Source organism: Stenotrophomonas sp. YJH_SMC_91, from assembly GCF_059368495.1.
The window spans coordinates 1-18,308 of the sequence record NZ_JCAFRT010000026.1 but is presented as its reverse complement, the minus strand read 5'-3'; the positions used below and the strand labels follow the sequence as shown (position 1 = coordinate 18,308).

15 protein-coding genes are annotated in these 18,308 nt (G+C 65.8%); 5 read left to right on the top strand and 10 right to left on the bottom strand.

Features of this window, described 5'->3' with window-relative positions:
- Window positions 1-27 precede the first annotated feature (27 nt).
- The gene (ffh, locus tag AC5P5X_RS20075; protein WP_005408591.1) at window positions 28-1,404 is read right to left on the bottom strand and encodes a signal recognition particle protein; all 1,377 of its coding nucleotides are present in this window, start codon (window positions 1,402-1,404) and stop codon (window positions 28-30) included.
- A gap of 122 nt (window positions 1,405-1,526) precedes the next feature.
- Between ffh and AC5P5X_RS20070 the strand changes: the two genes are divergently transcribed.
- A complete protein-coding gene (locus AC5P5X_RS20070; protein ID WP_065183100.1) occupies window positions 1,527-2,321 on the top strand; it encodes a cytochrome C assembly family protein in 795 nt (264 codons plus the stop codon).
- A 100-nt stretch (window positions 2,322-2,421) separates the two neighbouring features.
- Here the strand turns inward: AC5P5X_RS20070 and AC5P5X_RS20065 are convergent, their stop codons facing one another.
- From AC5P5X_RS20065 to radA, 4 genes are all read right to left on the bottom strand, one after another.
- Window positions 2,422-2,886, bottom strand: coding sequence for a YqhG/Tai3 family protein (locus AC5P5X_RS20065; protein WP_005412649.1), 465 nt, complete (start codon window positions 2,884-2,886; stop codon window positions 2,422-2,424).
- A 92-nt stretch (window positions 2,887-2,978) separates the two neighbouring features.
- Window positions 2,979-5,285 carry a tetratricopeptide repeat protein gene (locus AC5P5X_RS20060; protein WP_111117647.1) on the bottom strand — a complete coding sequence of 769 codons (2,307 nt, stop codon included), beginning with the start codon at window positions 5,283-5,285 and terminating at the stop codon, window positions 2,979-2,981.
- Between the two features lie 48 nt (window positions 5,286-5,333).
- Entirely contained in the window at window positions 5,334-7,190 is a 1,857-nt protein-coding gene (locus AC5P5X_RS20055; RefSeq protein ID WP_111189244.1) for an ATP-binding protein, read from the bottom strand.
- A 121-nt stretch (window positions 7,191-7,311) separates the two neighbouring features.
- Window positions 7,312-8,688, bottom strand: a complete 1,377-nt coding sequence (radA, locus tag AC5P5X_RS20050) for a DNA repair protein RadA (protein WP_005408586.1) — start codon at window positions 8,686-8,688, stop codon at window positions 7,312-7,314.
- Between the two features lie 150 nt (window positions 8,689-8,838).
- On the opposite strand from radA, the gene AC5P5X_RS20045 reads away from it, so the two are divergent.
- Window positions 8,839-10,896, top strand: coding sequence for a putative bifunctional diguanylate cyclase/phosphodiesterase (locus tag AC5P5X_RS20045; protein WP_005412645.1), 2,058 nt, complete (start codon window positions 8,839-8,841; stop codon window positions 10,894-10,896).
- 787 nt (window positions 10,897-11,683) lie between these two features.
- Here the strand turns inward: AC5P5X_RS20045 and cyoD are convergent.
- The 4 genes from cyoD to cyoA are packed head-to-tail and all read right to left on the bottom strand — an operon-like array spanning window position 11,684 to window position 15,700.
- On the bottom strand, window positions 11,684-12,025 hold the full coding sequence (gene cyoD, locus AC5P5X_RS20040) for a cytochrome o ubiquinol oxidase subunit IV (protein ID WP_005408584.1): 342 nt from the start codon (window positions 12,023-12,025) through the stop codon (window positions 11,684-11,686).
- Window positions 12,025-12,663, bottom strand: coding sequence for a cytochrome o ubiquinol oxidase subunit III (gene cyoC, locus AC5P5X_RS20035; RefSeq protein WP_005408583.1), 639 nt, complete (start codon window positions 12,661-12,663; stop codon window positions 12,025-12,027). Before cyoC ends, cyoD begins: the two co-directional genes overlap by 1 nt.
- Window positions 12,660-14,657, bottom strand: coding sequence for a cytochrome o ubiquinol oxidase subunit I (gene cyoB / locus AC5P5X_RS20030; protein WP_005408582.1), 1,998 nt, complete (start codon window positions 14,655-14,657; stop codon window positions 12,660-12,662). The genes cyoC and cyoB overlap by 4 nt, the downstream gene beginning before the upstream one ends.
- A 2-nt stretch (window positions 14,658-14,659) precedes the next feature.
- The gene (gene cyoA, locus AC5P5X_RS20025; protein WP_005408581.1) at window positions 14,660-15,700 is read right to left on the bottom strand and encodes a ubiquinol oxidase subunit II; all 1,041 of its coding nucleotides are present in this window, start codon (window positions 15,698-15,700) and stop codon (window positions 14,660-14,662) included.
- Window positions 15,701-16,053: 353 nt separating this feature from the next.
- On the opposite strand from cyoA, the gene AC5P5X_RS20020 reads away from it, so the two are divergent.
- The 3 genes from AC5P5X_RS20020 to AC5P5X_RS20010 are packed head-to-tail and all read left to right on the top strand — an operon-like array spanning window position 16,054 to window position 17,399.
- A complete protein-coding gene (locus AC5P5X_RS20020; protein WP_043034112.1) occupies window positions 16,054-16,665 on the top strand; it encodes a GyrI-like domain-containing protein in 612 nt (203 codons plus the stop codon).
- A 39-nt stretch (window positions 16,666-16,704) separates the two neighbouring features.
- Window positions 16,705-17,049 carry a hypothetical protein gene (locus AC5P5X_RS20015; protein WP_495216046.1) on the top strand — a complete coding sequence of 115 codons (345 nt, stop codon included), beginning with the start codon at window positions 16,705-16,707 and terminating at the stop codon, window positions 17,047-17,049.
- A 23-nt stretch (window positions 17,050-17,072) separates the two neighbouring features.
- On the top strand, window positions 17,073-17,399 hold the full coding sequence (locus AC5P5X_RS20010; protein WP_005408578.1) for a hypothetical protein: 327 nt from the start codon (window positions 17,073-17,075) through the stop codon (window positions 17,397-17,399).
- Between the two features lie 75 nt (window positions 17,400-17,474).
- On the opposite strand, the gene AC5P5X_RS20005 is transcribed toward AC5P5X_RS20010, so the two are convergent.
- Window positions 17,475-17,699, bottom strand: coding sequence for a TonB family protein (locus tag AC5P5X_RS20005; protein ID WP_227415829.1), 225 nt, complete (start codon window positions 17,697-17,699; stop codon window positions 17,475-17,477).
- Window positions 17,700-18,308: the final 609 nt, after the last annotated feature.

Below are 18,308 nucleotides of genomic sequence, written 5' to 3'. Positions count from 1 at the left end.
GCAATGCGCGCCGGCCCCGTCGCTGCATCAACGGAACGGCATGCCGCGGCCGCCCATGGCGCCCATCATGCCCTTCATGCTGCGCAGCATGCCCTTCATGCCGCCGCCGGCCATCTTGCTCATCATCTTTTCCATCTGCATGTACTGCTTCATCAGCTTGTTGACGTCAGCCGGCGTCACGCCCGAGCCCTTGGCGATGCGCGCGCGGCGCGAGCCGTTCAGCAGGTTCGGGTTGCGCCGTTCCTTCTTGGTCATCGAGCTGATGATGGCGATCATGCGCGGCACTTCCTTGCCCTGGCTGACCTGCTGCTTCAGATGGTCGGGGATGTTGCCCAGGCCCGGCAGCTTGTCCATCAGGCCGCCGATGCCGCCCATGTTCTGCATCTGCTCGAGCTGGTCACGCATGTCGTTCAGGTCGAACTTCTTGCCCTTGGCGACCTTCTCGGCCAGCTTGGCCGCCTTGTCCTTGTCGACCTGCTGCTCGACCTGCTCGACCAGCGACAGCACGTCGCCCATGTCGAGGATGCGGCTGGCGATACGGTCCGGGTGGAACACGTCCAGGCCTTCCGGCTTTTCGCTGACACCGACGAACTTGATCGGCTTGCCGGTGATGTAGCGCACGCTCAGTGCGGCACCGCCACGGGCGTCACCGTCGGTCTTGGTCAGCACCACGCCGGTCAGCGGCAGGGCGTCGCCGAAGGCCTTGGCGGTGTTGGCCGCGTCCTGGCCGGTCATGGCGTCGACCACGAACAGGGTTTCGGCCGGGTTCACCGCAGCGTGCAGGGCCTTGATCTCGGCCATCATCGCTTCGTCGATGGCCAGGCGGCCGGCGGTATCGACCAGCAGCACGTCGACGAACGACTTGCGCGCGTCGTCGATGGCGGCACGGACGATGGCTTCCGGCTTCTGGTCGGCACTGGACGGGAAGAACAGCACGCCGACCTGCTCGGCCAGGGTCTTCAGCTGTTCGATCGCGGCCGGACGGTAGACGTCGGCCGAGACCACCATCACCTTCTTCTTGCGCTTTTCCTTCAGGTGCTTGGCCAGCTTGCCCACCGTGGTGGTCTTGCCGGCGCCCTGCAGGCCCGCCATCAGGATGATGGCCGGCGCGGGCACATTGAGGTTCAGGTCGCTGGCTTCGGCGCCCATCACCGCGGTCAGCTCGTCGCGCACGACCTTGATCAGGGCCTGGCCCGGGGTCAGCGACTTCAGCACTTCCTGGCCGACCGCTCGTACCTTGATGCGCTCGATCAGGGCCTGCACCACCGGCAGCGCAACGTCGGCTTCGAGCAGCGCGATGCGCACTTCGCGGGTTGCCTCGCGGATGTTCTCCTCGGTCAGGCGGCCACGGCCACGCAGGCGCTCGATGGTGCCGGAAAGGCGCTGGGTCAGGGACTCGAACATGCGGCGCAACCTGTCTGAAAGCGGGGGACAATAAGGCAGACAGTATAACGGGTCCGGCTGTCTCCCCGGACTGCGGCCACGGGGCCGTCGCCACCACCGCAGGGGTATGCGAAACTGCAACGATGACAATCGTTCTCATCGCCGTCCTGCTCTACCTGGCTGCCAGTGCCCTGCTGGTGCGCGCGCTCGGCCGCGATGAAACCACCGGCTCGCCCACCTGGCTGTGGCCGGCCCTGCCGGCGATGCTGCTGCATGGCAGCTACCACGTGATGGTGGCGATGCGCACCAACGGCGGGCCGGACATGCACTTTTTCGCCGCGCTGTCGCTGGTCGGCCTGGGCATGGCCTGGCTGACCTCGCTGGTCGGCGCACGCGGGCGGATGTCGGCGCTGGGCGTGGTGGTGTTCCCGCTGGCTGCCGTGCTGCTGCTGGCCTACCACGGCTACGGCCACGAACCGAGCAAAGTACTGGGCTGGCGCCTGGCGAGCCACGCCTGGCTGGCGCTGCTGGCCTACGCCACGCTGAGCATCGCCGCGCTGCTGGCAATCATGCTGTGGCTGCAGGAACGCGCACTGCGTCGCCGCGAGTTCCGGCCTTGGCTGCGGGCGCTGCCGCCGCTGGCCGACCTGGAATCACTGCTGTTCCGGGTAATCACCGTCGGCTTCGCGCTGCTGACCCTGACCCTGGTCACCGGCGTGCTGTTCGTCGACGACCTGCTGGCACAGAAGCTGGTGCACAAGACCGTGCTGAGCGTGCTGTCCTGGATCGTGTTCGGCGTGCTGCTGATCGGCCGCCGCCGCTACGGCTGGCGGGGCATGAAGGCGGTGCACTGGACGCTGGCGGCAATGCTGTTGCTGCTGCTGGCCTTCTTCGGCAGCCAGTTCGTGATCGAACTGGTGTTCGGGCATTCGCGATAGCGGCGTGCCGACCAACGGTCGGCATCCACCCCAACATCACCCGGTAGTGCCGGCCGCTGGCCGGCAACTGGACCACGCCATGCGTGGATGCCGCAGACGATCAGGGCACCGGCTGGGCCAGGATCTTCCGCACCGAACGGCCGCTGTTGGTGAGGATGTCATCGACCTGCCAGCAGCCCTGGCCCTGGCGCACCATCGGCAACCGGGTCACGTAGGCCTTTTTCCAGACCAAATAGCGCATTTCTACCTGGCCAGTGGTCGCCGAGGCCTCTTTCCAGCTGTAACGCACGGGGCTGTCGATGTCGCCATCCTGCGCATCCAGCCACGGATCGGAATCGATCGTGCAGATGCCCTCCTCGCGCTGCTGGCAGGCACGCTCATCACGCAGCGCCTTGCCGAAGGCCGCGCTGACCAGCGCGGCCGGCGGATCCAGCAGATCACCGTTGCCGGTCGTCGCCTCGTAGAAGGCGCGGGCCACAGCCGCAGGCTCCCGGCAGGCGGGAGCAGCCTGCACGGTGGGGGCCAGCAGCAGCCCGGCGATCACGAACATCCCTGTCTTTCGCATGTATTTCTCCTAGAGGGAGTGCCGGCCGCTGGCCGGCACTACAGGATATCCCGGTGCTGCCGGCCAGCGGCCGGCACTACCCGATACCCGGCTTACAACCCGTAACGCTCGATCACGTCCAGGTGCGGCTGGCGATCCTGGTCGCAGGCTTCAGCCAGGCGCAGCCAGCAATGCGGATGCGGCCACGTCGCGGTCTGCTGCTGGAGGAAGCGGTGCAGCGCCAGCGGTGCATGGTCCTGCGGCTGGGCCACGGTGAACAGCAGGCCGGGCAGCGTGCCGTCTTCCACATCGGGGTCGGTGACGGTGTAGTCCGGGCGGCTGTGCGACCACACCTTCCAACCCTGTGCTTCGGCCGCCTCAACGAAGACGTTCCAGGCCTCTTCGCCCGGGTGCGCGCCATCGATCATCCAGCTGCGGGCGAAGCCGCCGCGTTCCAGCACATGCACCTGCGCATAGGTCGGGATGAAATGCTCGCGTGCTTCCTCCTCCTCGGGTGCCGGATGCACCAGCGCGGCATCGAACACCACCCAGTCGCCCACCTGCTGGGCGCGGTTGGACGGCGCGTTCTCGACGATGCGCGCGGTCACCGGTCCGCTGCGACGGGCGTAGTACTCCATCGGCTCACCGTTCTCTTCGCTGCGGATGATCACCCAGCCCCACGGCTCTTCGACCACGCCTTCCTGGCTGGACAGCTCCATGCCGATCGCCTTCGCCGAGCGACGCACGGCGTCCCAATCCCGCGCCGCGCTGGCGGCACTCATGTGGTCCCAATGCGCGGCATTCGGCTCTTCCAGCAATTCAACCAGCTGCGCGTAGCAGGCCTGTGCTTCGCTGAAGCGGCCGGTTTCCATGTACATGCGCGCCAGCGTGCCACGCGCGCCGTGCGAACCCGGAGACAGCTCCAGCAGGGATCGGGCCGCCTGCTCCAGCGCCGGCCAGTCGGACACGCGGCGTGCACGCTGCACCTCGCACCAGTGCGCGAACACCGGCACGCTGCCACGGTAGAGATCGGCCAGCTGGCGCAGGCCATCGTCGTCGCCCTGCTCGGCCAGCCAGCGCATCAGCGTGTAGGCCGCGGGACCATCATGCTGCGCATGGCCGCGTACGAACCGCCACAGCAGCGCGCGCGCCTCGGGCTGTGCGCCGCAGGCATTGAGTGCGCTGGCCGCCATCTCGGCCAGCGCCTCGTCATCGGGCAACTCGGCATGCGCCTGCAGCAACCACTGCGCTTCGCGCTCGGGATCGCGCGACTGGTTCTGTTCGCCCTGCGCGTCCAGCCATGCCAGCAGCTCGCCCGCCGGCACCGGCAGCGGTGCGACATCCGGCAACGCGTCGATGCGCGCGGCCAGGCCGGCCACCAGCGCCGCAGCACCACGATCCTGGCGCAGCTGCGCCAGATGCGTGCGGGCCAGTTCCAGCTGCCGCAGTGCCACCCAGCGCGCACCACGCTGCAGCGCCAGCTCCAGGCTCAGCGCTGCCACTTCGATCAGCAGGCGATGCGATCCGACCCGGGCAAAGTGCTCGATGATCGTGTTGAAGCGCGTGCCCAGATCCCAGGTGTTGCGCGCAGGATCCCGCTGGCAGAGCGCGGCGGCGGTGTTGGCCCACAGGCGCCAGTAGTTCGGAGTCAGCTCGCTCCACGGCACCAGCTGCTGCAGCGCCTCTTCGTCGCGGCCCAGCTGGGCCAGCGCCCAGGCCTTGGACAGGCGGCGCGGCACCGTGCAGTTGGCCGGCTCGTATTCTCCGGACGCCGCAACTTCGGCCTCCCGCTTTTCGATCAGTACCAGTGCCTCATCGGCACGGCCCATTCCCAGCAGGATCTTGATCTGCATCTCCGGGAAGCTGTCGAACACTTCCTTGCCACAGGCCTCCACGGCATCGGCCTGCGCCTGCAGGTAATCCAGCGCCGCCTGGCCACGACCATCATCGAGCAGCGCATCGGCCTTCTCGCAGCTCAGGCACTGGAAACACGCCCAGCTCGGGTCGATGCGACCCAGTGTTTCATCGCAGACCTCGATGCGCTCGGGCACCCAGCCCGGGCCATCGATGTTGCCATAGCAGGCAGCCAGATCCTGGGTCACGCAGATCGACTGCGGGCATTCCAGCGTGTCCTCACGGTGCGCACGTTCGAACAGCGCCACCGCTTCGCCCAGCGCGCTCTCGCCTTCGACGCGGTTGCCGACGCGGTTGCGCAGCGCCCAGTGGCCGACATAGACGTCGACCCACGGGTTGTCCAGCGCCTTGCCCAGCGCACGCGCTTCGGGCAGCAATGCATCGACGCGGTCGATCTGCAGTTCACTCACCTCGTCGGCGAGACGGTTCAGCAGGTGCGCGTTCTGCGCCTGACCGGCCTGGCGCAGGTCACCCTGCAGTTTTTCGACCCAGTTCCAGATGTCCATGGGGTAAGTGCTCCTGTCTAGCGAAGGCTGGATGAGAAGGTACGGTGCTCAGCGCAGCATCTGCTGCAGGGCACCGGCGATATCGGTAAAGGCGCCGTTGAGATCCGGGCCGGGCGTAGCGTTCGCGCGTGCCAGCGGGCGGCCCTGCGCGGCGACGATGATCTTCAGTGAGCGCAGCAGACGGGCTGCGGCTTCGGCCTGTGGATGCCCCTCGCGCTGGGCGCGCAGCAGCGCCTGCACTGCCGGGTTATCGAGATTGAGGTACAGCCGCGACGGCGCGCGCGACTCGATGCGTGCGGTGAACTGCCGGGCCAGGCGCAGCGCGGCCATCGACACGCGCTTGTCGTTCTCGTCGTCTTCCAGGCGCTGCTTCAGCTCGGCTTCGCGGTCGGGCACCACCACCACCGGCAGCGACTCGGGGCTGAAGCGTGCCGGCAGCAACTGCTCGCCATCGCCCAGCTGCTGGCGCAGCCATGCCAGCTGCGCCTCGTCGAGGCTGTCATCGCTTCGGAACAGTGCACGGTTACCCTGCTCGGTCCCAAGTTCAACCAGGCGCAGCCCCTTGGCCTGGGCCCAGCGACGCAGGAACGGCACGACTGCATAGCGGTGGCCATGCGCGACCGGTACCCCCATCGCGCGGAACAGCATCTCCTCGAAGCCACCGCCATTGTCAAGAATCACATGCACGGCACCGCGCGCCGGCAGCGCACTGGCCGGCAGGTCGCCCTGCGAAGTCGGCACGCGCACGTGCTCCAGCAGCAGGTCGAACAGGCGGTCATCGCACAGCGCCGCGCCCAGCAAGGCCTCATTATGGCGCGTGAGAACGCGTCGCCAGGCTTCCGGCTGCTGCCGCGCGACGTCGGCCAGGCCATCAATCAGCGCCTCCAGCAGCGCGTGCTGCACGGCCCGGTACTGGTCATCGCGCTGCAGGTCTTCGCGGCTGGCGGTGGGCGTCAGCCGCGAGGATTCGATCACCCCGCCGATGAAACCGGCCCACGGCGGCAGCAGGTCGCGCGCATCGTCGTCCAGCAGCATGCCGCGCACGAACACCGAAAGATTGCGGTTGTCACTGGTGCCGTAGGTAGCGCCGTCCTGGACCCACAGCAGGCCGGTGGCATCGCTGTCGCCATCCGCGTGCAGTGGCACGGTGACGATCGGCTCGAAATCATGCTCGAAGCGCGCAGCGAACTGCAGCGCCTGACGACGCGCCTGCACCGGATGCACGACGACGTCACCCTGGCTGCGCCACGGCGGCGGCTCGGGGTTGAGCGCCTCGGCCGCAGCACCGATGAAGATCGGCTCGGACAGCAGCGCGCAATAGCGGCCCAGCACCTCGTGCAGGCGCGCCTCGTTGGCCAGCGGCAGGAAATCCGGATGCAGCTCCAGTTCCACCTCGGTGCCAACCGCGCGCGCCGGCATTTCGCTGACGGTGTACTGCTCGGCATTGCTGGACACGTACAGATGACCCAGTTCCGGCGTCTGGTACGAGGTGGTACGCACGCTGACCCTGCGCGCCAGCACGAAGGCCGACAGGAATCCGAGGCCGAACATGCCGATCAGGCCCTCATCGTCCTCGCCGCCCTGGCGCAGGCCACGGGTGTAGCCGACGCCCACGGTAGCCAGGTAGTCGTGGATTTCCTGGCGGGTCAGGCCAGCACCGGTATCGGTGATGCGCAGCACGCCGGCAGCGGCATCGACCTGTACCGAGATGCGCGAAGGCACTTCGATGCCGGGCTGTTCGATGCGACGACGGATGATCGAGTCGTGCGCGTTCTGCACCAGCTCACGCAGCGCCACCACCGGAGTGGAGTACAGGTGCTTGCCCAGCACCGTCATCAGTCCATTGAGATCGACCCCGGCACGACGGATTTCAGCGTTGGGGGCGGTGAGCGTGGTGTCCTGCATGTAATCGTTTACTCCTGGGCACGGAAAGACGCCAGAGGGCGCCTTCGTCGAGCGGGAAAAACTAGCACAGGCAGGCTGACCGTTGCCGTATACGACGCTTGTAGAGGCAGGGCCCCGCGCATCACGCCGCGTCGATGGCCTCGGACAGGCGCTCCACCGCGATCACTTCCATGCCCTTCACCGAACCGCCCTTGGGCGCGTTGGCCTTGGGCACGATGGCGCGCTTGAAACCATGGGTGGCCGCCTCGCGCAGGCGGTCCTCGCCGTTGGGCACCGGGCGGATCTCGCCGGACAGGCCAACCTCGCCAAAGGCAATCGTCTTTTCCGCCAGCGGCCGGTCCTGCAGCGAGGACAGCACCGCCAGCAGCACCGGCAGGTCGGCCGCGGTCTCCTGTACGCGGATACCCCCGACCACATTGACGAACACGTCCTGGTCGCCGACCAGCACGCCGCCGTGACGGTGCAGCACGGCCAGCAACATGGCCAGGCGGTTCTGCTCCAGGCCGACCGCAACACGGCGCGGGTTCGACAGCGGCGATGCATCGACCAGTGCCTGCACCTCCACCAGCAGGGGCCTCGTGCCCTCGCGGGTGACCATCACGCAGCTGCCCGGCTGATGGGTGCTGCCGCCGGACAGGAAGATGGCCGATGGATTGGAGACTTCCTTCAGGCCCTTGTCCCCCATCGCGAACACGCCGAGTTCGTTGACCGCACCGAAGCGGTTCTTGAACGCGCGCAGCAAACGGAAGCGGCTGCCGCTCTCGCCTTCGAAGTACAGCACCGCATCGACCATGTGTTCGAGCACGCGCGGGCCGGCGATGCCGCCCTCCTTGGTCACGTGGCCGACCAGGAACACGGCGGTGCCGGTCTCCTTGGCGAAACGCACCAGCCGCGCCGCGCTCTCGCGCACCTGGCTGACCGAACCCGGTGCGGCGGTCAGGCTCTCGGTCCACAGGGTCTGCACCGAATCGGCCACGATCAGCCGCGGGCCCGCCCTGGAGGCATGCTGCAGGATCGACTCGACGCCGGTCTCGGCCAGCGCGTTGACCCCATCCAGTGGCAGTTCCAGCCGGTGCGCACGACCGGCCACCTGCGCCAGCGACTCCTCGCCGGTGACGTACAGCACCGGCAGTTCGGCCGCCATCTTTGCCACTGCCTGCAGCAGCAGGGTCGACTTGCCGATGCCCGGGTCACCGCCGACCAGCACCACCGCGCCCTCGACCAGGCCACCGCCGAGCACGCGGTCGAACTCGCCGATGCCGGTGCTGACCCGGCGGTGCTCGGTCTGCTCCACGTCCTTCAGCGCGGTGATCTTCGGCGGATCGATCTTGCCCGCCCAACCCGCCCGGCGCGACGCCGGCGCCTTGGCCGCCGCCGCGCTCTCCAGCACGATTTCCGACAGCGAGTTCCAGGCGTTGCACTCGGTGCACTGGCCCTGCCACTTGCTGAATTCGGCGCCGCATTCATTGCAGACGTAGGCGGTGCGGGCTTTGGCCATCGGATGATTTCCAGCAACGGGAACAGGCGTGGCAGGATAGCCGAGCCGGGTCGCAGGTGCTGCGACCGCTCAAGTCCCGCCTGCCCGCGCCGATAGCTGTCGCGGGCGTGCGCCTTGCGGGCGCCCCCTCCCTCCCCCTCTGGATTCAACATGACTGGCAGTTACAGTCAGAGCCTGGTCGCCATCTCCCTGCTGGTGGCCATTCTTGCTTCGTACACGGCGCTGGACATGGCCGGCCGCCTGGCCACCGCCGAGGGCCGCGTGGCCCGCTGGTGGCTGGCCGGCGGCGCGGCGGCGATGGGCCTGGGTATCTGGTCGATGCATTTCATCGGCATGTTGGCCTTCGACCTGCCGATTCCGGTCGGCTACGACCTCGGCATCACCCTGTACTCGCTGGCCGTGTCGATCGGCGCCTCGGCCTATGCGCTGTGGCTGGTGTCGCGGTCCAGCCTGCCCTGGCGACGTCTGCTGGCCGGCGCCGTGCTGATGGGCCTGGGCATTGCCACCATGCACTACCTGGGCATGGCCGCGATGCGCATGCAGCCGGGCATCGACTATCACCCGGGCTGGTTCGCTGCCTCCATCGCGGTTGCCATCGGCGCCGCCGGTGCGGCGCTGTGGATTGCCTTCCGCCTGCGTGCCGAGCAGCGCAACACCACGCGCCTGCGCCTGCTCGCCTCACTGGTGATGGGCCTGGCCATCGTCGGCATGCACTACACCGGCATGGCCGCGGCGCGCTTCCCGGAGGGCAGCATCTGCGGCGCGGTCGGCAGCGGCGGCATCGACACGCGTTGGCTGGCGGTGCTGGTGATCGTCACCACGGTGGCGACCTTGGGCATCGCCCTGGTGGCCTCGCTGTTCGACCGGCAGATGCGCGTGCGCACCGGGCTGCTGGCCGATTCACTGGCGCACGCCAACGACAGGCTGATCCAGGCCGCCCTGCACGACCCGCTGACCCAGCTGCCCAACCGCATGCTGCTGCAGGACCGCATCGAGCAGGCCATCGAGAAGGCGCGGCGGCGCAACCAGGCGGTGGCGGTGATGTTCTGCGACCTGGATGGCTTCAAGGCGGTCAATGATGCGTACGGACACCAGCTGGGAGATCGCCTGTTGGTGGCGGTGGCGCAGCGTATCGGCGGCCTGCTGCGGCCGCAGGACACCTTCGCCCGCCTCGGCGGCGACGAGTTCGTGATCGTGCTGGCCATCGATGTTCCCGACGATGCAGTGGTGGTCGCCGAGCGGATCATCGCGGCGGCGGGCGAACCGTTCCTGCTGGATGCAGCCGAGCTGCAGGTCAGCGCCAGCCTGGGCATCGCCCTGTATCCGGCTGATGCCGGCAACGAGCGCGAGCTGATGGCACACGCCGATGCGGCGATGTACCACACCAAGGAGACCGGCCGGAACGGCTATACGTTCTTCACCCCCTCGATGCAGCTCAGTGCCAACCGCCAGCTGCGCCTGCTGCAGGACCTGCGCAAGGCCATCGCCCGCGACGAGCTGGTGCTGCACTACCAGCCCAAGTTCCCTGCCGCCGGCGCACCGGCCACCGGCGCCGAAGCGCTGCTGCGCTGGCAGCATCCCGAGCTGGGCCTGCTGGCGCCGGATGTGTTCATTCCCATCGCCGAACGCAGCGGTCTGATCCTGCCGATCGGTGACTGGGTACTGGACCGTGCCTGTGCACAGCTGCGCGCGTGGCACGATGCCGGACATTCCGAATGGTCGATGGCGGTAAACCTGTCACCGTTGCAGTTCGCCTCGCCGGCGCTGCTGGACAGTGTGCGCGAGGTGCTGCAACGGCACCGCATCGAGCCGGCGTGCCTGACCCTGGAGATCACCGAGACCACGGCAATGAAGGACGTGGACGCCAGCCTGGCGATTCTCAACGACCTGACCGCGATGGGCGTGCACATTGCCATCGACGACTTCGGCACGGGCTATTCCAGCCTGCTCTACCTGAAGCGCATGCCCGCCACCGAACTGAAGATCGACCGCGCGTTCGTGCACGATCTGGAATGCAATGAAGAGGATGCCGCCATCGTCTCGTCGATCATCGCGCTGGGGCGCACCCTGCAGCTGCAGGTGGTGGCAGAGGGTGTGGAGACGCAGGCACAGCGCGAGTACCTGAGCGAACTGGGGTGTGATCAATTGCAGGGTTACCACCTGGGCCGACCAATGGACGCCGAGGAATTCCTGCGCCGGGTGGGGTGAGACCCCATCCACGCATGGCGTGGATCCTGGTAGAGCCGGCCGCTGGCCGGCTTCCCGCAATTGCCGGCCAGCGGCCGGCACTACCACCCTGTGCCGGCCATGCCAGGCGGGATGAGGCCGATGGCTTTGGGGTCGGATCCCTTGCTGCAGGCAAGGATTCAGACCCCATCCACGCATGGCGTGGATCTCCTGGTAGAGCCGGCCGCTGGCCGGCTTCCCGTAGTTGCCGGCCATGCCAGGCGGGATGAGGCCGATGGCTTTGGGGTCGGATCCCTTGCTGCAGGCAAGGATTCAGACCCCATCCACGCATGGCGTGGAGGCTGGTAGAGCCGGCCGCTGGCCGGCTTCCCTCAATTGCCGGCCAGCGGCCGGCACTACCACGCTGTGCCGGCCATGCCGGGTGGGATGAGGCCGATGGCTTTGGGGTCGGATCCCTGGCCGCAGGCAAGGGCTCTGACCCCATCCCCGTACAGCGTGGATCTCCTGGTAGCGCCGGCCGCTGGCCGGCTTCCCGTAGTTGCCGGCCAGCGGCCGGCACTACCCCCCTGTGCCGGCCATGCCGGGTGGGATGAGGCCGATGGCTTTGGGGTCGGATCCCTGGCCGCAGGCAAGGGCTCTGACCCCATCCACGCATGGCGTGGATCCTGGTAGAGCCGGCCGCTGGCCGGCTTCCCGTAATTGCCGGCCAGCGGCCGGCACTACCACCGCGCGTGCCATTCCCGGCGGGCGCGACAAACAAAAAGGCCGCCCGAGGGCGGCCTTTCTGCGTGGCAACGTCGCGCGGACGTCAGTGCATCATGTGCACGTTCATGTTGTGCATGACCCACAGGGTACCGACCACGATGATGCCGATCACCACCACGGTGAAGGCCGCAGCGTTGACGTTCCAGCGGCTTTCCGAAGATCGGTCCAGGTGCAGGAAGAACACCAGGTGGACCAGCATCTGCAGCACTGCCGTGATCGCGATGACCACACCGTTGACGGTGCGCGAGAAATCACCCGACATCACCATCCAGAACGGGATGACGGTCAGCACCACCGCCAGCACGAAGCCGATCAGGTACGACTTCACGGTGCCATGGCTTTCGCCGCCGGTGCCGTGGTCGTGTGCATGGTTGTCATGTGCCATTACAGGGCTCCATTGAGGTAGACGACGGAGAACACGCCGATCCAGATCAGGTCCAGGAAGTGCCAGAACAGGCTCAGGCACGCCATGCGGGTCTTGTTGGTCGGGGTCAGGCCGTACTTCTTCAGCTGCACGAACATCACCAGCAGCCACAGCAGGCCGGCGCTGACGTGCAGGCCGTGGGTACCGACCAGGGCGAAGAACGCCGACAGGAAGGCACTGCGGTCCGGACCGTAGCCCTGGTGGATCAGGTGCTGGAACTCCCACACTTCCATGCACATGAAGCCGAAGCCCAGCAGCCAGGTGATGCCCAGCCACAGGTACATCTGGCCCATCTGCTTGCGGTGCATGGCGATCATGCCCAGGCCGAAGGTCAGCGACGAGGTCAGCAACAGCGCGGTTTCCCATGCCACGAACGGCAGTTCGAACAGGTCCTTCGCGGTGGGGCCACCATCGGTGCCGCCTGCCAGCACGACGTAGGTGGCGAACAGCGAGGCGAAGATGAGGCAGTCGCTCATCAGGTACACCCAGAAACCGAAGACGGTGTTGCCGCCGGTGTCGTGGTGCTCGTGGTCGTCATGGCCATGGGCCGCCGCATGCGCGGCGTGCCCGTGGCTCAGGGTCGAGGTATTGGTGCTCATGCCTTCAGCTCCGACTTCACCAGGCCCTGGGCTTCCAGGTGCTTGCGGTGTTCGTTCTCGATGCGTTCCACCTCGGCGGCCGGGACCCAGTAGTCCACGTCCTGGTCGAAGGTGCGGTAGATGAACGTGGCGATCATGCCGACGAAGCCGACGATGGCCAGCCACCAGATGTGCCAGATCATCGCGAAGCCGAACACCAGGCTGAAGGCACCGATGACAACGCCCGTGCCGGTGTTGCGCGGCATGTGGATGTCGGTGTACTTGGCCGGCTTCGGCCAGGCTTCACCACGCTGCTTGCGCTCCCAGAAATCGTCCAGTTCGGTGACTTCCGGCAGGGTGCCGAAGTTGTAGAAGGCCGGCGGCGAAGAGGTTTCCCACTCCAGCGTACGGGCATCCCACGGGTCGCCGGTCAGGTCGACGGTCTTCTTGCGGTCGCGGATCGACACGGCCACCTGGATGATCTGGCACAGGATGCCGGCACCCACGATGAAGGCACCTGCGGCGGCAATCAGCAGCAGCGGCTCGTAGGCCGGGTTGACGGTGCTCTGCAGGCGGCGGGTCATGCCCATGAAGCCCAGCACGTACATCGGCATGAAGGTCACGTAGAAGCCGATGAACCAGCACCAGAACGCGCACTTGCCCCAGAACTCGTTGAGGCGGAAGCCGAACATCTTCGGCCACCAGTAGGTGATGCCGGCGAACATGCCGAACACCACGCCGCCGATGATGACGTTGTGGAAGTGGGCGATCAGGAACAGGCTGTTGTGCAGCACGAAGTCGATGGCCGGGATCGCCAGCATCACGCCGGTCATGCCGCCGATGACGAAGGTGACCATGAAGCCGATGGTCCACAGCACCGGGGTGGTGAAGTGCACGCGGCCGCGGAACATGGTGAACAGCCAGTTGAAGATCTTCACGCCGGTCGGGATCGAGATGATCATCGTCGTGATGCCGAAGAAGGCATTGACGTTGGCACCCGAGCCCATGGTGAAGAAGTGATGCAGCCACACGATGAACGACAGCACGCCGATGCAGGCGGTGGCGTAGACCATGCCCTTGTAGCCGAACAGCGCCTTGCGCGAGAAGGTCGCGATGACTTCGGAGAACACACCGAACGCCGGCAGGACCAGGATGTACACCTCCGGGTGACCCCAGATCCAGATCAGGTTGATGTACAGCATGGCGTTGCCGCCACCGTCATTGGTGAAGAAGTGCGTACCCAGGTAACGGTCCAGGGTCAGCAGCACCAGGGTGATGGTCAGCACCGGGAAGGCAGCGACGATCAGCACGTTGGTCACCAGGGCGGTCCAGGTGAACACCGGCATCTGCATCAGCTTCATGCTGGGGGTACGCATCTTCAGGATGGTGATGAAGAAGTTGATACCGCTCAGCGTGGTACCCAGGCCTGCGACCTGTAGACCCCAGATGTAGTAGTCCATGCCGACGCTTGGACTGTATTCGATGCCCGACAACGGCGGGAACGCCAGCCAGCCGGTGGCAGCGAACTCACCGATCCACAGCGACAGCATGATCAGCACAGCGCCCGACACGAACAGCCAGAAGCTGAGCGAGTTGACGAACGGGAACGCGACGTCGCGCGCACCGATCTGCAGCGGCACGGCCAGGTTCATCAGGCCGGTGATCAGCGGCATCGCCACGAAGAAGATCATGATCACGCCGTGGGCGGTGAAGATCTGGTCGTAGTGATGCGGCGGCAGGTAACCCTCGGACCCGCCGACGGCGAGCGCCTGCTGGGTACGCATCATGATGGCGTCGGAGAAGCCGCGCAGCAGCATGACGAAGGCGACGATGAGGTACATCACGCCGATCTTCTTGTGATCCACCGAGGTGAACCACTCCTTCCACAGATAGCCCCACAGCTTGAACTTGGTGATCAGGGCCATGACGCCCAGGCCACCCAGCACCGCGCCGACCAGGGTGGTCAGCACGATCGGATCGTGGGGGATCGACTCAAGAGAGAGTTTTCCCAACATGTTCATTCTCCCGAACCCGCGTGGCCAGCATGGCCAGCGTGTTCGTGTTCGGTGGCATCCAGGTTTTCACCCGATTCCTTGGAATCATGCGCGTCACTGGGGGCATGCCCCTCGTGCGCTTCATGGCTGGCGGCATCGGCAGCGGCGGCACCGGCGTGCGAGTGCTTCATGCCGTAATGCTTGTTGTCGCCCATGTGCTTGGCGATGACCCAGTCGAACAGGCCTTCTTCGGTCTTGCCGAAGTAGGTGACCGGATACCACTCGGCGTTGCGTGCTTCACCCAGGGCCTTGAACGAGGCCTTGTCCAGGGTCTGCTCACCGGCACGGACCTGGTCCAGCCACTGGCGGTATTCGGCATCGGTGACCGAGTAGGCGGTGAAGTGCATCTTGGCAAAGCCTGCGCCACTGTAGTGCGAGGACATGCCCGGGAATTCACCGGTCTCGTTGGCGATCAGGTGGAGCTTGGTCTCCATCGCAGCCATCGAGTAGATCATGCTGCCCAGGTGCGGGATGAAGAAGGCATTCATCACCGAATCGGACGTGATCTTGAAGTTCAGCGGCGTGTTGACCGGGAACTTGATTTCGTTGACGACCGCCACCTTCTCTTCCGGATAGATGAACAGCCACTTCCAGTCCAGCGAGATCGCCTCGATGGTGACCGGCTTGACGTCCGATTCCAGCGGACGATACGGGTCCAGCGCGTGCGACGAACGCCAGGTCAGGACCGCCAGCACCAGCACGATCATGCAGGGAATGGACCACACCACCACCTCGATCGCCGTCGAGTGGGACCACTTCGGCTCGTAACGGGCCTTGGTGTTGGAGGCGCGATACTTCCACGCGAAGGTCAGGGTCATGATGATGACCGGGATGACGACCAGCAGCATGAGCACGGTGGCCGTGATCAGCAGGGTCTTCTCATCCTGGCCGATCTGGCCCTTCGGACTGAGGATGGCCACGGCATCGCAGCCGGTGAGCATCACCAGCAACGACAGCAGCAGGCCCGGGCGCAACCAGCGCCCAAGGGTTTTCAACGGAATCATCGGTCGATCCAATTGCGAGGGAATGCCGTTCCCCGTCCTGCCTGTTCCGGCCAAAGCCGGTCCCACCGGTCCGGAAGACAGGTAGGGAGGTGGGTCGAGTCAGCCTTTCAATTTTAGGCCGTCACCCACCATTTAAGAAAGGCATTGACATTGATCGAGCGCAGGAAAGGCCCGATTCTGGCTGCGACACGTTGTCGCACCGCGCGGGCATGACGGGGCGCATGACCCAGGGCGGCATTCCGGCCCTGGACGTTCGCGGGCCGTTCGCCCTCGTTCGGCAAAGTCACCTGAATCGGTTCAGGCGTGCTGACGGGTGCCTAGCATGGGATGCTCGGCACAGGAGGAAGACCCCGATGGACAAGATCGACTTCAAGAAGCGCGACCGGGCACTCTATCACCCGCCCGCCGGCCAGTTCGTACCGGTCGATGTACCGCCCCTGCCCTACCTGATGGTCGACGGTCGCGGCGACCCGAACACCGCCCCGGCCTACCTGCAGGCAGTGCAATGGCTGTACTCGGTGAGCTATGCACTGAAGTTCGCCCTTAAGGCCGGGGGCCAGGACTACGTGGTGCCACCGCTGGAAGCGCTTTGGACCGCCGAGGATCCGTCGAGCTTTGTGGCACGCCGCAAGGATGAGTGGAGGTGGACGGCGATGATCCGCACGCCGGATGGGATCCGTCCAGCGCAGTTGGAGGCTGCCATTGCCAAGGCGGCGAAGAAACTGGGCGACGTTCCGGCAAGCCTTCGCCACGACATTCTTGAAGAGGGCCTCTGCCTGCAGACGCTTCACGTAGGCGCCTACGATGACGAGGGTCCGGCCCTGGCCCATCTGCACGACGAACTGATGCCCGCACTGGGTTACACCTTTGCCGGCCCCCATCATGAGATCTACCTGAGCGACCCGCGCAGGACCGACGCGACGCGGTTGAAGACCGTGCTGCGGCAGCCCGTCCGCGCGGAATGACCGCCTGCGAGCACCGCTCTGACAAGGAGCAGAAGCTTCATGCCCCTGATTGATCGTTTACTGCGCTGGACCACCCTGCCCACCGGGCGCCGCGCCTTCGCGCTGCTGTGCAGCGTGTTGTTGCTTGTACTGGCCTGCAATCCCGACCTGCTGCCGCTGCTGTCGCTGATCGATGCACTGGGGATGGATGTGGTGGTGTTGCTGCTGGCCGCACAGGTAACGGTGGTACTGCCATGGCTGCGGGAACGCACCGGGCGATGGTTCCGGCTGGCCATGCGGATCGCGCCCGGGGTGCTGGCCGGGGTGATCGGCGGCTATCTGCGGCAACTGGTGATGCTCGTGCTCATCAGATCCGGCACCTGCTGCGCTATATATAGGGCTTGATCCTCCGGGCCTGCAGGGAAGACATGAAACAGCTCGCTATCACGCTCGGTGCACTGCTGCTGTCCGGCAGCGCATGGGCCGATACACACCAGACCGGAAAAATCACCAAACTGGTTGTCGAATCCACGTTCGTTTCCGTGTGGCTGGAAGGCCAGCCCACCAACAACGAGTGTGCTTCCGACGGGCGCTGGACAATCGATCTGGCCAGCGACAAATCCGGACGGGAAAAGTACGCGGCCATCCTGTCGGCGGCGTCATCGCGGACACCGATCGGCTTCCACGCACTCACCAGCGAAGGTTGCGGCGTGTTCGGAGCAAAGAAGATCTACTATTTCGATCTTGCTTATTGAGGCAGATCTTCTCCCCAACTCGCGCTGCCCCATGGCGGGGATTGCCAACGCCTTCCATGGCCTGACCGGGCTCATTCAATCCAGACGTTGGAAATCGAATGTGACCTTCCTGGTGCACCGGGATGGGACCGGAGGGAAACGCCACTTCGCCACGGCAACCAAGGCTGCGCGCTCATAAGCAGCATTGTCGACCCTCCCCCGGTCCAGCGCTTCAAACTGTGACCGCGTGATGACGGGATTTGTCACCCGCCCATCCTCTTCAACGACGACGGTCGCCACGACAGAGCCACGCACCTGCATCTCAGTCGCGGCGGAAACGATCGGCGCAATGGACTCCACCGGACTGCTTGCCGCCTGGCAAGGCCCAGGGAGCTCCTCACCGGCGCGACATGAGGCACTGGACAAGGCCAACGCAAGCATCAGAACGCGGTTCATTCAACACTCCCGATTGCTGGTGGGGGAGCAGACATTAACCGTGCCGTTCGTGTCGCTGTAGCTCTTCCGGGCAGGCTCCCCCAGCTCACGCGCGGCCCGGGTCTCCACCCCCGTAGCCCGCGCCTCCTCCGAAGATACGCCGACTCGGATCTGCATCACGCCGTTGCTCTCCGAGTTGGACTGTGGCGCAACAAGCGAAGCCTGGAAAGCGGACAATCCAACCCGATCATGCTGGGCAGCATGGCTCACCTCGTGACCGCCCCCCAGAGCAGGAGACTGGATCTCCCCGGAGGATTTGACGCGAAGTCCAGAGGTGACATCAATGCTGATGATTTTGGACCGGCCAGCCTTTCGTAGACATCCGGTTGCCATAATTGATGGCAATGACCGAGGTGTTTATGGGCAACAGCAAGCAGTACACGGATGAGTTCCGGGCAGAGGCGGTGAAGCAGGTGATCGAGCGTGGCTTCACGG